This window comes from Tropicibacter sp. S64 (genome assembly GCF_049803835.1).
Classification (GTDB): domain Bacteria; phylum Pseudomonadota; class Alphaproteobacteria; order Rhodobacterales; family Rhodobacteraceae; genus Pacificoceanicola.
Window position 1 is genome coordinate 185634 of sequence record NZ_JBNAGK010000009.1, and the last position, 16236, is coordinate 201869.

Here is a 16236-nt window from a genome sequence, read left to right on the forward strand (position 1 = left end):
GGGCTGGAGCGAAATCGAAACGGGGCAGAGTGATCTGCCCCGTTTTTATTATTGATCAAAGTGTTGCGGATCAAAGCTCACGCAGCGCATAAGCCTTTCTGCCGCCATTTCTCCCAGGCTTCCGGGGTGTCCAGGTCGGTCAGGGCGCGGTCTCCCTCCAGCGGGATCCGGGCAAGCCGATGGGCATTGGCCTTCACGATCTCCCGCGCCCCCTGGTCGCCGGTCAGCCGGGTCAGGCCCATGAAACAGTCGGCGGGGAAAAGGACAGGGTGCCCGGGCGTGCCGTCCGCGCCGCAGGCCTGCTGCAACATCGGATGCGGCACGGCGCGGAACCCGTGGATGAGCTTGAGAAGGTCGGGAACCTCCAGATCCGGCATGTCGCCGGGCAGGATCATCACGGCGGTCATGCCCTTGGGCAGCATGGCAACACCGCGCCGGATCGAGGCGGACATCCCGTCCGCCGCATCGGGTACGGCGACCAACTGGACCGGCAGACCGGCAAGCGCCTTGCACCGGGGATGATCGTGATCCGGAACGGTCACGGTGACATGACACCCCGTGAACAACGCACGGGAGGCCTGGCGGCGCAGGAGCGGCATGCCGTCCACGGGCTCGAGCAACTTGTCCTTGCCGAGCATCCGGGAGCTGGCACCGGCGGCGGGGATGAGGATGGCGATATCATGCATGGCGCTGGTTATATCAGACTGTTTGAAAGAATGTTATACGCAGACGTGTCATGCCGACACAATATTGTGTCAGGACAGCCTCGTTTCCCTAAATGCCGCGCACGCAAAGGTTATTCTGCATCAGCACGGTCGCGGATCACCCGCGCATCCGGGCCCCGTCCGCATCAAAGAGAGGGGCGTCGAGCAACGTCGCCTTCCGCATCTTTCCCAGGATTTCGATTTCGGCCACCAGTCCCGGCTTCGCCAGCGACCGCGGGATCAGCGCCAGCGCGACGGACTGCTGCGCATGGTGCGAATAGCCGCCGGAGGTACAGAACCCCTGAACGCTGCCGTCGATCCACACCGGCTCGTAGGCGTGCACATCGGCGTCCTCCGCCTCCACGGCGAACACCGCATTGACCCGCTCCGGCGGCGTCCGGCGTTCCTTTTCCGCGGCGGACCGTCCAATGAAATCAACGGGTTTCGACCATGAAATGAACCGATCGAGCCCGGTTTCGGCGGGGGTGTAGTCCGGACTGTATTCGCGCCCCCAGGACCCGAAACCCTTGTCGAGCCGCAGGCTCATCATCGCCCGCATGCCGAAGGGTTTCATGCCATGCGCCGCGCCCGCCTCGGTCAGGGTCCGCCACAGCTGACGCTGGGCCATCGGATCGCAGTAGATTTCGTAGCCCAGATCGCCGGTGTAGGACACACGCTGCACGAGGCAGTCGGTCATGCCCACGGTCATCCGCCGCACGTCCATGAACTTGAGGTCAACGGTTTGCCGCGTGCAGGCCTGCAGAACCTCCGTCGCCTTCGGTCCGGCGATCTGGAAACCGTTGAGTTTATCGCTGACATTCTCGACGGTTACACCCTCTTCCGCGTTTTGCAGGAACCAACGCATGTGGTAATTCTGTGCGCCGTAACTGGCGGTGAGCCGGAAGTCGTCCGGCGCGAGGCAGGACACGGTGAAATCCCCGATGATCCGCCCGGAATGCGCCAGCATCGGAGTCAAGGAGAGCCGCCCCGGCTGCGGGATACGCCCCGCCATGATGCGGTCCAGCCAGCCGCGCGCGTTCGGGCCGCGTACCCGGTACTTTCCGAAGTTATGAATCTCATTGATTCCAACGGCTTGCCGAACGGTCTTCACCTCCCGCGCCGTCGCTGCGAAAGCATTGGAGCGGCGGAAGGAGGGCGTCTCGAAGCGTGGCTCGCCCTCGGCGGCGAAGTAGTTCACCACCTCCAGCCCATACTGCTGACCCCAGACCGCGCCCATGCCGTCGAAGATGTCATACATCGGCGTCGTCCGGTTCGGACGCGCGGCGGGTTTCTCTTCGTTGGGGTAACTGACTGAAAACCTTGTCTGATAGTTCTCGATAACCTTGGGCAGGGTATAGCCCGGGCTGATCCAGTCGCCAAAGCGGGCGACGTCCATCGCCGCCGTATCGCGCTCGCATTCGCCATGCACCATCCATTGCGCCAGCATCAGGCCGACACCGCCGCCCTGGCTGAACCCGGCCATCACGCCACAGGCACTCCAATAGCCTCGCAGACCCGGGATCGGACCGACCAGCGGGTTGCCGTCCGGGGCGAAGGTGAAGGGGCCGTGAATGACCGACTTCACCCCGGCGCGCTCCAGAACCGGGAAGCGTTTGTAAGCGAATTCAATGCTTTCCTCGATCTTGTCGAAATCGTCGGGCAGCAGTTCGTGGCCAAAGGTCCAGGGCGTGCCATCGACCGCCCAGGGGCGGCAGGGTTGCTCGTAGAATCCGATGCACAGCCCGCGCCCCTCCTGCCGCAGATAACTTTCCCCTGCGGGGTCCATGACGTGCGGATGCTCGGTCTCGCGCTCGTAGATTTCCGGCGTTTCATCGGTGACGATGTACTGATGCTCCATCGGGTGCAGCGGCAGATAGACCCCCGCCATGGCGCCGACTTCCCGCGCCCAGAGACCACCGGCATTGACCACGTGCTCGGTGTGGATCATGCCCTTGTCGGTGACGATATCCCAAGTGCCATCAGGACGTTGCGTGGTTTCCTTCACGTGGCAATGGGTGACGATCTCGGCCCCGCCCATGCGGGCTGCGCGGGCATAGGCATGGGTTGTCCCGGAAGGGTCAAGGTGCCCGTCGAGCGGATCGTAGAGCGCTCCGATGATGCCATCGAGGTTGATGATCGGCGCGAGTTTGGCGATCTCCTCCGGCCCGATGATCTCCGTGTCCAGCCCCATGTAGCGATGCTTCGCCCGCTCGGCGAGGAGCATATCGAACCGCTCCTGATTGTCGGCCAATGTAAGGCCGCCAACATGATGCAGGCCGCAGCTCATGCCGGTAATCTCTTCCAACTCTTGGTAAAGGCGAATGGTGTAGCCCTGCAACGCCGCCATGTTCGTGTCGCCGTTCAGCGTGTGAAACCCGCCCGCCGCGTGCCAGGTGCTGCCCGAGGTCAACTCGGAGCGCTCCAGCAACATGACATCGGACCAGCCAAGTTTGGTCAGGTGATACAGCACGGAACAGCCGACAACGCCGCCCCCGATGACGACAACGCGGGTGGTGGTTTTCATGACAGTGCTCCCGGATCCCTTTTGACATCGATTGAAAAGCCAAGCATGCCCCATGACTTGGCTGATGGCGACACGGGATGTCGGGTTTGGGAAAGGCCGGGCGCAATCTCCGGCGACCGGGACCGGGGATCACCGGCGCCGGTTGGGGCTCGGATCGGGATAGGGCATGTGCGGCGTGCTACCGGAGATCCAGACCATGCGCGGCAACCGCCGGTCTTCCGGTCTGGGCCCCTGCAGGCGCCAGGACAGCTGCGGTTTGGGTTCGGGCGAGGCCAGCCTCGCCTTCAGTCGGATAATCTCGATCCACTCTTCGGGACTCACGCGGGTCTGCTCCGGCTCCGGGCTTCGTGTCGAAAATCAAAAAAGCAGAAAACGGTTGAGAAAGGCTTTATCCGCATCCGCCTGCAAAAGCGTCAGGAGGTGTCCGGTGTGCGCGGGACCCGGAAACCCGGTCCAAATATGCAGAAGATAGGAATATTTTTCCTGAAATACCTGTCCGGGCCCGCCATCCGCAGCCGGTTTTCCGGCCGCGATCCACGGGTCAAGGCGTCGAAAACTGCCTGACGCACATTCGGCAATACGTCAACTTATTAATTAAAATCAATGTCTTGCGATGCCTTTTGGTTCTGTTATCATCAATGCTCAGCATTATCTTTCGAGAGCGCCGATATGGTCATGGCCAGCACTCCGGACGATCAGGCGGCCCGTCTGTCCGATCTGCACCGATACAACATTCTGGATACCGCGCCGGAGCGGGCCTTCGACGACCTCGTCGCGCTGGTGGCGCGGCTGCTCGACGTTCCCGTGGCGTTGATCAGCCTTGTCGACGAGGGGCGGCAGTGGTTCAAGGCGCGGGTCGGGCTGGACGAGGGCCAGACCGACCTCGAGTCCTCGATCTGCTCGCACGCGATCCTGGTCGACGGCATAACCGAGATCGGGGACACGCTGAGCGATCCTCGCACGCTCGACAATCCGCTGTGCTGCGGCCGGTCCGGACAGATGCGGTTTTACGCCGGAGCGCCGCTGGTGACCCCGAGCGGGCGCAAGCTCGGCACGCTCTGTGTGCTCGACACGGTGCCGCGCGTGCTGACCGAGCTGCAGCGCGAGGTGTTGCGGGTGCTGGCCGACCAGGTGATGAGCCAGCTCGACCTGCGCGCTGCCCTGGCAACGGAGGAGGTGCTGCGCAGCGAGATCGACCACCGGGTCAAGAATTCGTTGCAGACGGTGTCGTCGTTCCTGCGGCTCTATCGCGCCCGTGCCCGGCACGAGGAGACGCGGGAGATCCTCGCGGCGGTGAACCTGCGGGTGATGGCGGTGGCTGAGTTGCACGCGGCGCTCTACCAGTCGGACACGGTGGGCGAGGTGGCGCTCGACCAGTACATCGGACGCATGGTGGCCTTGCTGCAGCGGCAGGCCCCGGAGGGTGTGCGGGTGGAGAGCCAGTGCGTGGCGCGCAACGCCAGTCCGCAGACGGCCTCGGCCCTCGCGATGATCGTCAGCGAGTTTGTCGCCAATGCTTACAAACACGCCTTCCCGGTCGGGGGAAGCGGCGTCGTCACGGTCTCGTTGACCAGTTCGCAGGAGGAGATGGTCCTCATCTGCACGGATAACGGCGGTGCCGGATCGAATACCAGTCCGGGCGACAGCGCCAGCACCGGCATTGGCATGCGCCTGATGGAGGCGTCGGCGGAACAGCTGGGCGGCACGATGACCGCCGGGCCGGACGAGACCGGCTACCGCCTGACGTTGCGGGTGCCTTTGGCCGAGCGGCCCTGAGGCACGGGCAGCGGCGCCCCGCCGGAACAGGACAAAGCGCCTCCCGCCATCGCCCATATCCGCATTGACCGGCCAGCCCGGATCGTTAACCTTCCTTAACGGTGGGTGACGAGGGAGCGGGTTGCATGACTGTCATTGGAAAACTGGGGGCGCTGATTCTGGCCCTGTCGTTGGCCATGCCTGCAATCGCGGACCCTGCCGGTCCGCAATCGAGCCAGGTCGTCTCTCCGGACAGCCTGCGTTTCAAACTGGAAAACCCCGGTGCTCCGGTGTTCAGCGCCGCCTGCTGCAAGACGTGCCGCAAGGGCAAGGCCTGCGGCAACTCCTGCATTTCGGCGTCGAAAGCCTGCCATGTGGGGCAGGGCTGCGCCTGCGACCGCTGAGCGGGCGAGTCTCGCGGCGACAACGGCCGGTCATTTCCCGATCTTCGTCATACTGCAGCCGCAGTTGGCCGCTCGTGTTGACACAACGCATGGCGGAGGCAGCATGACCATCGAACTGGACCATTTCCGGGAGGCGTTCGGGGCGCTCGTGCACGATATGCCGGTGACGGCGGCCATCGCCTTTCCGCCGCTGTTCTGGGCGGTGCTGACCGGATGGGTCTTCGATTTCGGCTTCGAACTCGACCTGATGCTGTGGAAGACCGTGGCCGCGGCGTTCTTCTACGCCCGCATGGCGCTGGCCTGGCACCGCTGGCAGCTGCTGGGCGAGGCCCCGGGACGGGGTGGGGCGCGGGTCGGTCGCGGTGACCGGCTGCGCTATCAACTCTTCGCAACGGGGGCCTGCCTTGGTGCCATCTGCGCCGCCGTCTTCGCGATGACGCTCCTTGCGGAGCTGCTGGCCGTGCCGGACGACGCCCTTGTCGTGACCATGCCGGTCACCGCCATCCTCCTCGCCGCCGGTATCCTGTATCTCGGCCACCGCCTGCCGGCGCGGGCGATCGGCCTGCCGGTCGCCGCCGTGCCACGGCTCGACCCGGGTTGCATTGCCGCGGGCGCGGTCGGCTTCGGTCTGCTGTGGAGCGGAGCGCAGGGCGGCCTGCGGTTCGCCGAGACCCTGATCGCCGCGCCGCTGGTCTTCGATGCGCTGTTCCAGCTGTCTAACGCGCTGCTGGCGCTGGGGCTGGCGGCCTATCTCGTCACCGCCGCGCCCGGCACATGGGCACGGGGACAGGCGGCCAATGGCACGCTGCGGGTCACGCCCCGGATGCGACCGGGTCCCGGACCTGTCCGGCCCTTCGGGCGGTGACCTACAGCGGCCGAACCTTCAGCTGCGTGATGCGGTTGTTCTCCCGCGCCATGACCTCGAAGCGGAAGCCGTGGAACGAGAACACCTGGCCCACGGTCGGGATCATCTGCGCCTCGTGGATCACGAGGCCGGCCACGGTGTTGGCCTCGTCGTCCGGCAGGGACCAGTCGGTCGCGCGGTTGAAATCGCGGATCGTCATGGCGCCGTCGATCAGGTAGTTGCCATCGGCGCCGACCTCGAGCGCGTCTTCGCCCTCGGGATCATGCTCGTCGGCAATCTCGCCGACGATCTCCTCGAGGATATCCTCCAGCGTGATCAGCCCTTCGAGAGAGCCATATTCATCCACCACAAGCGCAAAATGCGTGCGGCGGCGCAGGAATTGGCGCATCTGGTCGTCGAGCGAGGTGGTATCGGGCACGAAGTAGGGCTTCATCGCCACGTCCAGCACCCGGAACTCGCGGAAGCGCTCCTCGGCATTGCCGCCGGTCTCGTAGAGCTTGTACATGGCGCGCACGAGGTCCTTGGCGTGGATCACGCCGACGATGTTCTCCGGCTCGCCACGGTAGACCGGCAGGCGGGTGTGCGAGCTTTCGAGGCACTGCTGGAGAATGTCCTGCGGCTCGGCGTCGGCGTTGAGCATCTCGATGCCGGAGCGGTGCAGCATGATCTCCTCGACGGTGCGGTCCGACAGGTCGAGCGCGCCGAGGATGCGGTCGCGGTCCTCCTTCTCGACCACGCCCTCGGAGTGGCCAAGGTGCAGCGCACCGGCGATCTCTTCGCGCACGGCGAGAATGTGGCTGTCCGGGTCCGAATGCACGCCAAAGACGCGCAGCACGCCGCGCACCAGGATCCGCACCGCGCTGACCACCGGGGCAAAGAGCTTCACGATCAGCGCAATCGGCCGCGCCACGCTGGCGGCGGCGGTTTCGGGGTTGGTGATGGCGTAGGTCTTCGGCAGCACCTCGGCAAAGATCAGCACGAGCAGCGTCATCACCAGCGTCGCCAGCGCCACGCCGCTCTCGCCGAACAGCCGGGTGAACAGCGCCGTCGCCAGCGAGGTCGCGAGGATGTTCACCATGTTGTTGCCAAGCAGAACCGAGCCGATCAGCCGCTCGTTGTCCTCGGTGATCTTCAGAGCCAGTTCCGCTCCGCGCGAGCCCTTGTCCGCCCCGGCCCGCAGTTTCCCTCGCGAGGCGGCGGTGAGCGCCGTCTCCGATCCGGAGAAAAAGGCGGACATCATCAGCAGCGCCAGGATGGACGCGGCGGTGATCCAGAAGGAGACATCCAGAAGGGTGCTCTCGGGTTCCATTGTGCAGGGCTTTCGTTAGTGTCAGCGTGGTTATGGGGGCAGGGACCCTCTGGTTCAAGGGGCCGTGTCATGTTGATCCGAACAACGCAGTCAGGCGACTTGGGTGGGGGGCCGGTCCTGGTCTTCGGCGGACCCTATTCCAACCTGCAGGCCACGCGGGCCATCCGCGCCATGGCGCGGGCGCGGGACATCCCGGCGGAGCGCTGCCTGTGCACCGGCGACGTCGTGGGCTACTGCGCCGATCCCGAGGCCACGGTGGCGGAGATCCGCGACTGGGGCTGCCGGGTGATCGCGGGAAACGTCGAGCGGCAACTGGCGGAGGGGGCGCTGGACTGCGGCTGCGGGTTCGAAGCAGGAACCGCCTGCGATCTGCTCTCGGCGGGCTGGTACGCCCATGCGAATGCGCATGTGGGGGCGGAGGCGCGGGCGTGGATGGCGGGTCTGCCCGATGCGCTGGACCTGACCTCGCCCCTTGGCCTGCTCCGGCTCGTGCATGGCGGCACGCGGGAGGTGAACCGCTTCCTCTGGCCGGATACCGAGCCGGCGGTGCTGCGGCAGGAGGTGGCGCATCTGCCCGGCGCGCGTCCGGCCTTCGTCTTCGCCGGGCACAGCGGCCTCCCGTTCCGGACCGCCGTGGACGGCGCGTTCTGGGTCAACGCCGGGGTGATCGGCCTGCCGCCCAACGACGGACAGCCGCAGACGCGCTACGCGATCCTGCACCCGGACGGTCAGGCAGAGATCTGCCGTCTGGATTATGACCACGAGGGCGCGGCGCGGGCCATGGAGGACGCCGGGCTGAGACAGGGCTATCACCACGCGCTGCGGTCCGGGCTCTGGCCGTCGCAGGACATCCTGCCCGCCGCACTCCGCCGCAGTCCCGGGCTCGACCCGGGACCTGCCGACCAGCGCACGGTGCCGTAACACTTCGTTCACCGCGGCCACGCAGGATCACCCCCGGTATACCACGGAAAGACCCTGGATTGACGCGCCGCGCCCCTTTGGCAAGGGCACGGTGACAGCCCCTCGGGGATGGTCACTCTGTACAGACGATCAGGCCGGGCGTGACGTCCCGGACGTGCAAATCCGAACTGGCGGCCGCCGTTTTCCGGCTTCCCATCGCAAGGACGAGACACCACGAGACAAGACCCGTCCGGCACCGCGCTGCCGTGGCGGGCGCAGGCGTGCGCTCAGTCCTTTGCCAGCGGGTGGTGGTCCAGCACCAGCTCCCGCAGGCGCTCCTCCAGCACATGGGTGTAAATCTCGGTCGTCGCCACATCCGCATGGCCCAGCAGCGTCTGGATCGAGCGCAGGTCCGCGCCGTTCTGCAACAGATGCGTGGCGAAAGCGTGGCGCAGCGTGTGCGGCGAGACCTTCTCCGGGGAGACGCCGCCGCGCACCGCGATCTCCTTGATCAGCATGTAGAAGCCATGCCGCGTCAGGTGCCCCTCCTTGCCCCGCGACGGGAACAGGAAGGCGGAGGCCGGCTTGCCCTTGGCCCGCTTGACCTCTTCTTCCGCATCGCGCTCCGCCAGCCAGACCGCCAGCGCGGCGCGGGCGGGCGGGGAGAGCGGCACCATCCGCTCCTTGCCACCCTTGCCCCGGATCAGCAGCATCCGCGGATCGCCCCGCGCCGAGGACAGCGGCAAGGTCACCAGTTCCGACACCCGCATCCCCGTGGCATAGAGCAGCTGCATCAGGCAGGTGTTGCGCAAGCTGTCCTGCGCCGTGCGCCCCTGCGTGCCCGCCGCCTCCAGCAAGCGGTCGACCTCCTCGATGCTCAGCGTCTTGGGCAGGCGCTTGTCCCGTCCCGGTCCGCTGATCTGGATCGCCGGATTGTCGCTGCGCAAGCCTTCCTCGAAGGCGAAGCGATAGAGCTGCTTGATCGCCGAGAGCCGCCGCGCACGGGTCGCCCGTTTCAGGCCCTGCTGGTCGCAGTAGACGAGGTAATCCTCGAAATCCGCCTTCTGCGCATCGGTGAAATCCAGCCCCGCGCCCGTCAGCCACTCCCGCACATGCGCCAGATCGCGCTCGTAGGCCGCGAGCGTGTTGCCCGCCGCGCCGCGTTCGGCGGCGATTGCGTCGAGGAAGGTGGCAATCCAGTGGCGGTCGCTCATCGCCGCGCCCGTTCCGCGTCGAGCAGCATGACCTGCAGCGCCGCGCGCCGCGCCACGTCCTCCAGCCCGAGGCTGCGCAGCGTGACCAGCGCGTCGGTCAGATCGCGGCTGTTGCCCTCCGCGCCGGAAAAGAACAGCGCCACGGCCCGCAGGATCACCTCGCCGAGCCGCCCCTGCGCCAGCTGCTCGCGCAGCACCTGTGGCATCTCCGCGCCGGAGAAACCGGCGGCGACGGCTTCGGCGTGGGGCAGGGTGACGGTGCCCGCGTCCGGCGGCAGCTGGCCCCGGGCGATGGCGGTCAGGAACCGCACTTCCGGCCCTTCGTCGGCAAGCGTCGCGCTCAGCGCCTCGTACTGCGGCGACAGGAACGCGCTGCGCTGCGCCATGCGGCCCGCGCGGCCGCTCAGGCCCAGCGTCGCCAGCCGTTCGGCAAAGAGGTCGGAGAAGGGCACCAGCAGACCGGCGCTCGCCATCTGCGCCCAGACCTTCGGCAGGGCCACAGACACCGCGTTCGCCGCGCCCCGCGTCAGCGCGTCCTCGAAGTCCTGCAAGGCCGCGATCCGGTCCCAGATGCCGCCCGAGGCGGCGGGTTCGCGCAGCGTGTAGAGCCCGAGCAGACGGTTCGCGGGCAGGGCACCGACGCGGGCCAGCCGCTCCGCCGCCTCGATCTGCGCCCGCCAGCCGTTGTCGCCGCCAAGGTCCAGCACCGAGAAGGCCAGCGGCAGCGGCGCGGTGGGCAAGGGCTCGCCCATGGCCTCGAACAGGCGGAATTCCAGCGGCGTCGGGCGCACCGGCGGGATCAGCCCCGTGCGCTCCTGCGCCAGCTCGCCGTCGAGGAACCGCTCCAGCAGGTCCACGTCCCGCGGCGGCAGGGTGCCCAGCGTCCGGGCGGAGCCGAGCAGCAGCGCGGCGCGTTCCCAATCGCCGCCGCGTGCGGTGCAGTAGATGCGCAGGGCGATGTCGTTGCTCAGCGAGGGCCGGACCCGCATCGCGTCACAGGGCTTGTCGGTCTCGCCGAGCAGCAGGTTCAGGTCGGCCCAGCGGGCGAACAGGATCGGATCGTCGTAACCGGCGATCTCGGTCAGCGCCAGCGCCTCCTCGACCGCGCCAAGCCGGATCAGCCAGTCGAGACGGGCGCCGAGATGCGCCACCCCGGCCTCGCCCTGCGCGGGCGGATCGGCCTCGGCCAGCATCAGCGTGTGCAGAAGGTCGCGCAGCGCGGGCACCGCGGGCCGGGCGGCGGCGATCAGCTCGCGCAGCCGCGCCGGGTCGGAGCCGAGCCACATCGTGCCCGGCAGGCCGGTCATGCGGGCGGTCAGCAGCCCGGCACCGCCGACGTTCGGCTGCCCCAGCGGCGCGGCCGTCACGCTCGGCGGTGTGGCGCTGCCCGCAACCGGGTCGCTCTGGGCCAGTCCGGCGGCGGGCCATGCCGCGAGGCACAGACTACACAATCCCGCGAGGCTGCGGGCCGGGCGGCGAATTCTGGTGGTCCTATTGGGCATCTAGGTCGACGGGCAGGCGAATCTCGGTCTGGGGCGGGCTGAAATCCGCTCCGAAGAACGGTCCGACGTAAGCATAGCCGATCAGAACTAGTGCCCCAAGAACAAGAAGATAAAACAAGTATTTCAGTATGCGCCCCATGCGCGCGACCCCCTGCCTCGGCGTTTTTTCAGTTTATACCTAGCCTTTTTGTCGCGTTCACGTCATTCACGCAACGAAGAAACGAATGGGCGAATGATGGCCGAGGGGACAAGGGGCAAAGGGTTGATCCTGCACAAGACGATTGTGCTGGTCGGCATGATGGGCGCAGGCAAGACCGCCGTGGGGCGGACGCTGGCTGGCCAGATCGGCGTTCCCTTCCGCGATTCGGACCACGAGATCGAGGAGGCCGCGAACATGACCATCGCGGAGATCTTCGAGCGCGATGGCGAGACCTTCTTCCGCCGCAAGGAGACGCAGGTGATCGACCGCCTGCTCGACGGCACGCCCTGTGTCCTGTCCACCGGCGGCGGCGCCTTCATGGCAGAAGGCAACCGGGCGATGATCTCGCGCAAGGGTGTCTCGGTCTGGCTGAACGCCGATCTGGAGACACTCTGGGAGCGGGTCCGGCACAAGACCACCCGCCCGCTGCTGCGCTCGGCCGATCCCAAGGCGACGCTGCGGGCGCTGTATGAGAAACGGGTGCCGACCTATGCGCTGGCGGATGTCACCGTGATGTCGGAGGCGCATCGCGCGCTGGACGCCATGGGGCGCATCGTGCGCGATACGCTGCTGGAGACGCGCCCGGATGTACTGGAGAGCCTGACATGAGCGAAATCGTCGAGGTCCCGCTGCCGGGGCGCGAATACCAGGTGCGTATCGGCACCGGGCTGCTGGCCCGCGCCGGGGCGGAAATCGCCCCGCTGCTGCACCGCAAGCGCGTGGCGATCGTCAGCGACGCGCATGTGGCGGCGCTGCATCTGGCGACGTTTCGGGACGCCCTGACGGCGGAAGGCATCGAGAGCGTGGCCCTGACGCTGCCCGCCGGGGAGAGCACCAAGGGCTGGCCGCAGTTCACCCGCACCGTGGAATGGCTGCTGGAGCAGAAGGTGGAGCGGCGCGACGTGGTCGTGGCGCTTGGCGGCGGGGTGATCGGCGATCTCGTCGGATTCGCCGCGGCGGTGCTGCGCCGGGGCGTGCGCTTCGTGCAGGTGCCGACCTCGCTCCTCGCACAGGTCGACAGCTCCGTCGGCGGCAAGACCGGCATCAACGCGCCGCAGGGCAAGAACCTGATCGGCGCCTTCCACCAGCCGGCGCTGGTGCTGGCGGATGTCGGCGTACTCGGCACCCTGACGGAACGCGATTTCCTCGCCGGCTATGGCGAGGTGGTGAAATACGGGCTGCTGGGCGATGCGGCGTTCTTCGACTGGCTCGAAGAGAACGGCCGGGCCGCGGCGGGGGGTGATCTGGCGGCGCGGACCCATGCGGTGACGCGCTCGGTCCAGATGAAGGCGGAGATCGTGCTGCGCGACGAGACGGAGCAGGGGGACCGGGCGCTCCTCAACCTCGGGCATACCTTCTGCCATGCGCTGGAAGCGGCGACGGGCTACTCGGACCGGCTCTTGCACGGCGAGGGTGTGGCCATCGGCTGCGCGCTGGCGTTCGAGCTGTCGTCGCGGCTTGGCCTGTGCCCGCAGGAGGACCCGAGCCGGGTCCGGGCGCATCTGGCGGCGATGGGCATGAAGCGGGACCTGAAGGACATCCCGGGCGATCTGCCCGCCGCCGAGGTGCTGCTCGACCTGATGGGTCAGGACAAGAAGGTCATCGACGGCAAGCTCCGCTTCATCCTCGCCCGGGGCATCGGGGAGAGCTTCGTCACCTCCGACGTGCCGCGCGAGGCGGTGCTGGGCCTGCTGCAGGAACAGCGCGCCGCCTGCTGAGCGGGGTGCGGGGCACAGCCCCGCCCTACGGAACCGCCTGCGAAAAGGGCGCCCCCCGGGGCGCCCTGCGTCCTTCCCGGACCCGGGATCACCCCCGGCGGCGGCGCACCATGGCCAGACCGCCAAGACCCGCCAGCAGCAGCGGCAGCGCGGCGGGCAGGGGCACCGGCGAGAGGCCACCGCCACCACCACTGCCGGAGGTGACGGAATAACCGCTGCCGAAACCGCGGATTTCCTCGTCCCAGAGCGGATTGCCATCGGTGGAATGGGTGGAGTTGCGCACTTCCAGATAGGACAGCCCGGCATCGGCCCAGGAGAAGGTCGTCCCGCCGGTCAGGCTCTCGAAATAATTCTGGTCGAACCCCGCGGCAAAGAACCCGAGTTCGGTGGTGCCATCGGCCCGGCTGGTGTCGAACATCACGACGAACAGCGCGTCGATGGTGCCCACGCCGGGATCGCCGGTGGCGAAATCGTTGGTGGCATAGATCGCCATCGGACCCGGAATCACCTCCGGGCTGACGCCCTGGTCATTGGTGATCGTCGCGTTCACCGGACCGGCGAGCGTGCCCATGCTGACCGCACCGGCACCGGTGTTCGGATCGAAGGCGCCGGTCTGCAGCCCGGCAGTGTTCAGGCTCGCGGGATCGAAGACGAAGCTGAAGCCGATCTGGCCGCTGCTGGTTATGTCATAGGGGTTGGAGACCGGCGGCGCGGAGGGGATCTGTGTCTGGTCCCAGACATTCGCCTCTTCGGTCAGGATGCGCAGGTATTCATCAAAGAAGACGTAGTCGCCCGAGATGGGATCCTGAAAGTTCGGGTCTCCCGCGCCGTCCACGCTGATCAACTGGGTGACATTCACGGTGCTGGACACGGTGACCGTGGCGGCCGATGCGGCGGCGGGCAGCAGGACCGCGCCGCACAGGGCGGCGGCGAGGGAAGGTTTGATGGTTTTCATGGGTCGTCTCGTCTTGGCGGTTTCAGGGATCGACTTTTCACAAAGCGCCCGGATTTCTAGCAAGTTTGCCATCGTTTTGCCACAATCGAGGTCCCGATTTGTTGGTTAACAGGCTGTAAAAACGACAAAATCCGCCGATTTTTTCCGTTTAACGAATGTCGCGCAATCGAGATGCCCCATTAAGCAGAACGGCGCCACAGGGGCGCCGCTCGCAGGGTCTGTCCGGAAGGAGCACTGCTCAGAAGGGAATCTCGTCGTCGATGTCGCGGGCCGGGGCGCGCGAGGGGCCGGAGCCGGAGCCGCCGCGGTCGTCGTAACCGCCGCCGTAATCGCGGTCGTCATAGCCGCCGCCGCCCTGCGAGCCACCGCCGAAGCCGCCGCGATCCCCGCCACCGCCACCGCCGCCCGGGCCGTCGAGCATCACCAGCGAGCCGCCGAATCCCTGCAGGACGACCTCGGTGGAATAGCGGTCCTGGCCGGACTGGTCCTGCCACTTGCGGGTCTGCAGCTGGCCCTCGATATAGACCTTCGAGCCCTTGCGCAGGTATTGCTCCGCCACGCGCACGAGGCCCTCCTGGAAGATCGCGACGGAATGCCACTCGGTCTTCTCGCGGCGCTCGCCGGTGTTGCGGTCCTTCCAGGTCTCGGAGGTGGCAATGCGCAGGTTGCAGACCTTGCCGCCGTTCTGAAAGCTGCGCACCTCGGGGTCGCGCCCGAGATTGCCCACCAGGATAACCTTGTTCACTGAACCGGCCATGCGTCATTCCCCTTTGATTCTTGTCGGCAGATAGTTGCCGCACCCTATACCACCCGTGTCCACGGCTGAAAGGCCCGGGGTAGCAATATCTGATTTCCGGGCTATAGTGCGGGCGATTTTGTGCTTGGACATTAGGGACAGTGACATGGTTCGGGGGACTTTCGGCCTGGTGATCGGGATCGCGGTGCTTTGTGCGCCGCTGGCGGCGATGGCCGAGCAGATTTCGACGCAGGGGCGGGCGCGGCTGTTTTCCAGCCAGACGCGGCTGCTCGATACGCGCGCCGCGCAGCAGTACAACAACTCGGTCCGGCTGCAGCCGCCGAGCGTGATCACCCCGACGAAATACGGCGTGCTCGACGGCAGCCTGCCGCAGTACCGGGGCAGCTATCGCGGCGAATATGTCGAGATGGCCCGCGCCGCCGCCCGCAAGCACGGCGTGCCGGAGGACCTGTTCCTGCGGCTGGTGCAACAGGAATCGCGCTTCAACGCCTCCGCGAAATCGCACAAGGGGGCGATCGGCCTCGCGCAGCTGATGCCGGGCACGGCGAAGGTGCTGGGGGTCGATCCGCACGACCCGCGCCAGAACCTCGAAGGCGGGGCGCGGTATCTGAAGATGCAGTTCGAGACCTTCAAGAGCTGGCGTCTTGCGCTCGCCGCCTACAATGCCGGCCCCGGCGCGGTGATCAAGCACGGCGGCGTGCCGCCGTACCGCGAGACGAAGAATTACGTGAAGAAGATCTGGGGCAGTTGAGCGTGGGCGGTTGGGTTTGTGATCCGTCGGTTTTGTGAATCGGTTTGGGTGCATGGTGTGGCCGCTGCGCGGACAAAGCTGCCGTTTGACACTCGATCAAGAGTGACCGCTTTTTGCATTGCTTGCGAAATCAATTGCCCTTGCGCGCGGTTTCAAGGTCCCAGTTGTCGAGACGTTTTTGTGCGAAACCGCGAACGACCAAAGTCTCTGACTCTGACAAACGTTCAAGTGCCTGTTTCGCTTCGACTGTCCCTATATCAGCGAGAGCCCAAGTGCATTTTCGAGCAAGCGCGTGGTTTTCATCCCATTCAAGGTAATTCGGATTGCTTGAAGCCCTTCGTTCCAGAGCTTCAATTGCACATGTGCATTTCAAGTCTTGGATAGCTAGAGCGACATCTTCGTGGCGGAAGTGCCAGTCTTCGAGAAGCACATCAGCAAGCAATTCGCACAGTCCTGCACAATGCTGCATTGGAAAGCAAGCTCTCAAGGCTTCTTCAAACGCATCTGGGTCTCCTAACTGCATCGCCTTTTGCAATACGATGAAAGTATCGCTTTTGTCGCTCGCCATTGCTTTAACCCTGTAATGCGGCTGAGTTATCTCTAGAACAGACTTTTCTACTTCGCGCAGCATCGGTCAAGTTGGGCTCCTCGCTGCCATTCTCTGCACCGCAAAGTTTAC

16 protein-coding genes are annotated in these 16236 nt (G+C 66.2%); 7 read left to right on the forward strand and 9 right to left on the reverse strand.

The annotated features are described in order from the left end of the window. Positions 1–77: 77 nt before the first annotated feature. From ACP159_RS15645 to ACP159_RS15655, 3 genes are all read right to left on the reverse strand, one after another. A complete protein-coding gene (locus tag ACP159_RS15645; protein WP_425100644.1) occupies positions 78–686 on the reverse strand; it encodes a nucleotidyltransferase family protein in 609 nt (202 codons plus the stop codon). A gap of 136 nt (positions 687–822) precedes the next feature. Then, entirely contained in the window at positions 823–3228 is a 2406-nt protein-coding gene (locus ACP159_RS15650) for a GcvT family protein (RefSeq protein ID WP_425100645.1), read from the reverse strand. A 129-nt stretch (positions 3229–3357) separates the two neighbouring features. Beyond that, positions 3358–3549, reverse strand: a complete 192-nt coding sequence (locus tag ACP159_RS15655; protein WP_425100646.1) for a hypothetical protein — start codon at positions 3547–3549, stop codon at positions 3358–3360. Between the two features lie 354 nt (positions 3550–3903). On the opposite strand from ACP159_RS15655, the gene ACP159_RS15660 reads away from it, so the two are divergent. The 3 genes from ACP159_RS15660 (at position 3904) to ACP159_RS15670 (ending at position 6252) form a co-directional block, all read left to right on the forward strand. Next, on the forward strand, positions 3904–5004 hold the full coding sequence (locus ACP159_RS15660) for a sensor histidine kinase (protein WP_425100647.1): 1101 nt from the start codon (positions 3904–3906) through the stop codon (positions 5002–5004). A 125-nt stretch (positions 5005–5129) separates the two neighbouring features. Next, positions 5130–5387 (forward strand): hypothetical protein, encoded by a 258-nt coding sequence (locus ACP159_RS15665; protein ID WP_425100648.1) that lies wholly within the window; start codon positions 5130–5132, stop codon positions 5385–5387. 103 nt (positions 5388–5490) lie between these two features. Next, positions 5491–6252 carry a hypothetical protein gene (locus ACP159_RS15670; protein WP_425100649.1) on the forward strand — a complete coding sequence of 254 codons (762 nt, stop codon included), beginning with the start codon at positions 5491–5493 and terminating at the stop codon, positions 6250–6252. A 1-nt stretch (position 6253) separates the two neighbouring features. Here the strand turns inward: ACP159_RS15670 and ACP159_RS15675 are convergent, their stop codons facing one another. Further along, complete coding sequence (locus ACP159_RS15675; RefSeq protein ID WP_425100650.1) at positions 6254–7561, reverse strand: HlyC/CorC family transporter; 1308 nt, start codon at positions 7559–7561, stop codon at positions 6254–6256. A gap of 69 nt (positions 7562–7630) precedes the next feature. On the opposite strand from ACP159_RS15675, the gene ACP159_RS15680 reads away from it, so the two are divergent. After that, entirely contained in the window at positions 7631–8482 is an 852-nt protein-coding gene (locus ACP159_RS15680) for a metallophosphoesterase family protein (protein ID WP_425100651.1), read from the forward strand. Between the two features lie 266 nt (positions 8483–8748). Here the strand turns inward: ACP159_RS15680 and ACP159_RS15685 are convergent, their stop codons facing one another. Both ACP159_RS15685 and ACP159_RS15690 read right to left on the reverse strand, forming a co-directional pair. Then, positions 8749–9675 (reverse strand): site-specific tyrosine recombinase XerD, encoded by a 927-nt coding sequence (locus ACP159_RS15685; protein WP_425100652.1) that lies wholly within the window; start codon positions 9673–9675, stop codon positions 8749–8751. Then, positions 9672–11177, reverse strand: a complete 1506-nt coding sequence (locus ACP159_RS15690) for a hypothetical protein (RefSeq protein ID WP_425100653.1) — start codon at positions 11175–11177, stop codon at positions 9672–9674. The genes ACP159_RS15685 and ACP159_RS15690 overlap by 4 nt, the downstream gene beginning before the upstream one ends. Before the next feature lie 232 nt (positions 11178–11409). On the opposite strand from ACP159_RS15690, the gene ACP159_RS15695 reads away from it, so the two are divergent. Both ACP159_RS15695 and aroB read left to right on the forward strand, forming a co-directional pair. Continuing rightward, positions 11410–11985, forward strand: coding sequence for a shikimate kinase (locus tag ACP159_RS15695; protein WP_425100654.1), 576 nt, complete (start codon positions 11410–11412; stop codon positions 11983–11985). After that, positions 11982–13094, forward strand: coding sequence for a 3-dehydroquinate synthase (aroB, locus tag ACP159_RS15700; RefSeq protein ID WP_425100655.1), 1113 nt, complete (start codon positions 11982–11984; stop codon positions 13092–13094). The genes ACP159_RS15695 and aroB overlap by 4 nt, the downstream gene beginning before the upstream one ends. Positions 13095–13182: 88 nt before the next feature. On the opposite strand, the gene ACP159_RS15705 is transcribed toward aroB, so the two are convergent. Together ACP159_RS15705 and ssb are read right to left on the reverse strand one after the other, a co-directional pair. Then, entirely contained in the window at positions 13183–14049 is an 867-nt protein-coding gene (locus tag ACP159_RS15705) for a VPLPA-CTERM sorting domain-containing protein (protein WP_425100656.1), read from the reverse strand. A 238-nt stretch (positions 14050–14287) separates the two neighbouring features. Continuing rightward, positions 14288–14806 carry a single-stranded DNA-binding protein gene (gene ssb, locus ACP159_RS15710; protein WP_425100657.1) on the reverse strand — a complete coding sequence of 173 codons (519 nt, stop codon included), beginning with the start codon at positions 14804–14806 and terminating at the stop codon, positions 14288–14290. A 145-nt stretch (positions 14807–14951) separates the two neighbouring features. Here ssb and ACP159_RS15715 point away from each other — a divergent pair, with 145 nt between their 5' ends. Then, entirely contained in the window at positions 14952–15557 is a 606-nt protein-coding gene (locus tag ACP159_RS15715) for a lytic transglycosylase domain-containing protein (protein ID WP_425100658.1), read from the forward strand. 130 nt (positions 15558–15687) lie between these two features. On the opposite strand, the gene ACP159_RS15720 is transcribed toward ACP159_RS15715, so the two are convergent. Next, the gene (locus ACP159_RS15720) at positions 15688–16188 is read right to left on the reverse strand and encodes a hypothetical protein (RefSeq protein WP_425100659.1); all 501 of its coding nucleotides are present in this window, start codon (positions 16186–16188) and stop codon (positions 15688–15690) included. Positions 16189–16236: the final 48 nt, after the last annotated feature.

Excerpts from the sequence above, each read along its gene's own strand:
- ACP159_RS15645 (WP_425100644.1), bottom strand. The coding sequence starts at position 686 with ATGCATGATATCGCCATCCTCATCCCCGCCGCCGGTGCCAGCTCCCGG.
- ACP159_RS15695 (WP_425100654.1), top strand. The coding sequence starts at position 11,410 with ATGATGGCCGAGGGGACAAGGGGCAAAGGGTTGATCCTGCACAAGACG.
- ACP159_RS15715 (WP_425100658.1), top strand. The coding sequence starts at position 14,952 with ATGGTTCGGGGGACTTTCGGCCTGGTGATCGGGATCGCGGTGCTTTGT.
- ACP159_RS15670 (WP_425100649.1), top strand. The coding sequence starts at position 5,491 with ATGACCATCGAACTGGACCATTTCCGGGAGGCGTTCGGGGCGCTCGTG.
- aroB (WP_425100655.1), top strand. The coding sequence starts at position 11,982 with ATGAGCGAAATCGTCGAGGTCCCGCTGCCGGGGCGCGAATACCAGGTG.
- ACP159_RS15660 (WP_425100647.1), top strand. The coding sequence starts at position 3,904 with ATGGCCAGCACTCCGGACGATCAGGCGGCCCGTCTGTCCGATCTGCAC.
- ACP159_RS15680 (WP_425100651.1), top strand. The coding sequence starts at position 7,631 with ATGTTGATCCGAACAACGCAGTCAGGCGACTTGGGTGGGGGGCCGGTC.
- ACP159_RS15650 (WP_425100645.1), bottom strand. The coding sequence starts at position 3,228 with ATGAAAACCACCACCCGCGTTGTCGTCATCGGGGGCGGCGTTGTCGGC.
- ACP159_RS15685 (WP_425100652.1), bottom strand. The coding sequence starts at position 9,675 with ATGAGCGACCGCCACTGGATTGCCACCTTCCTCGACGCAATCGCCGCC.
- ACP159_RS15665 (WP_425100648.1), top strand. The coding sequence starts at position 5,130 with ATGACTGTCATTGGAAAACTGGGGGCGCTGATTCTGGCCCTGTCGTTG.
- ACP159_RS15690 (WP_425100653.1), bottom strand. The coding sequence starts at position 11,177 with ATGCCCAATAGGACCACCAGAATTCGCCGCCCGGCCCGCAGCCTCGCG.
- ACP159_RS15705 (WP_425100656.1), bottom strand. The coding sequence starts at position 14,049 with ATGAAAACCATCAAACCTTCCCTCGCCGCCGCCCTGTGCGGCGCGGTC.
- ssb (WP_425100657.1), bottom strand. The coding sequence starts at position 14,806 with ATGGCCGGTTCAGTGAACAAGGTTATCCTGGTGGGCAATCTCGGGCGC.
- ACP159_RS15720 (WP_425100659.1), bottom strand. The coding sequence starts at position 16,188 with ATGCTGCGCGAAGTAGAAAAGTCTGTTCTAGAGATAACTCAGCCGCAT.
- ACP159_RS15675 (WP_425100650.1), bottom strand. The coding sequence starts at position 7,561 with ATGGAACCCGAGAGCACCCTTCTGGATGTCTCCTTCTGGATCACCGCC.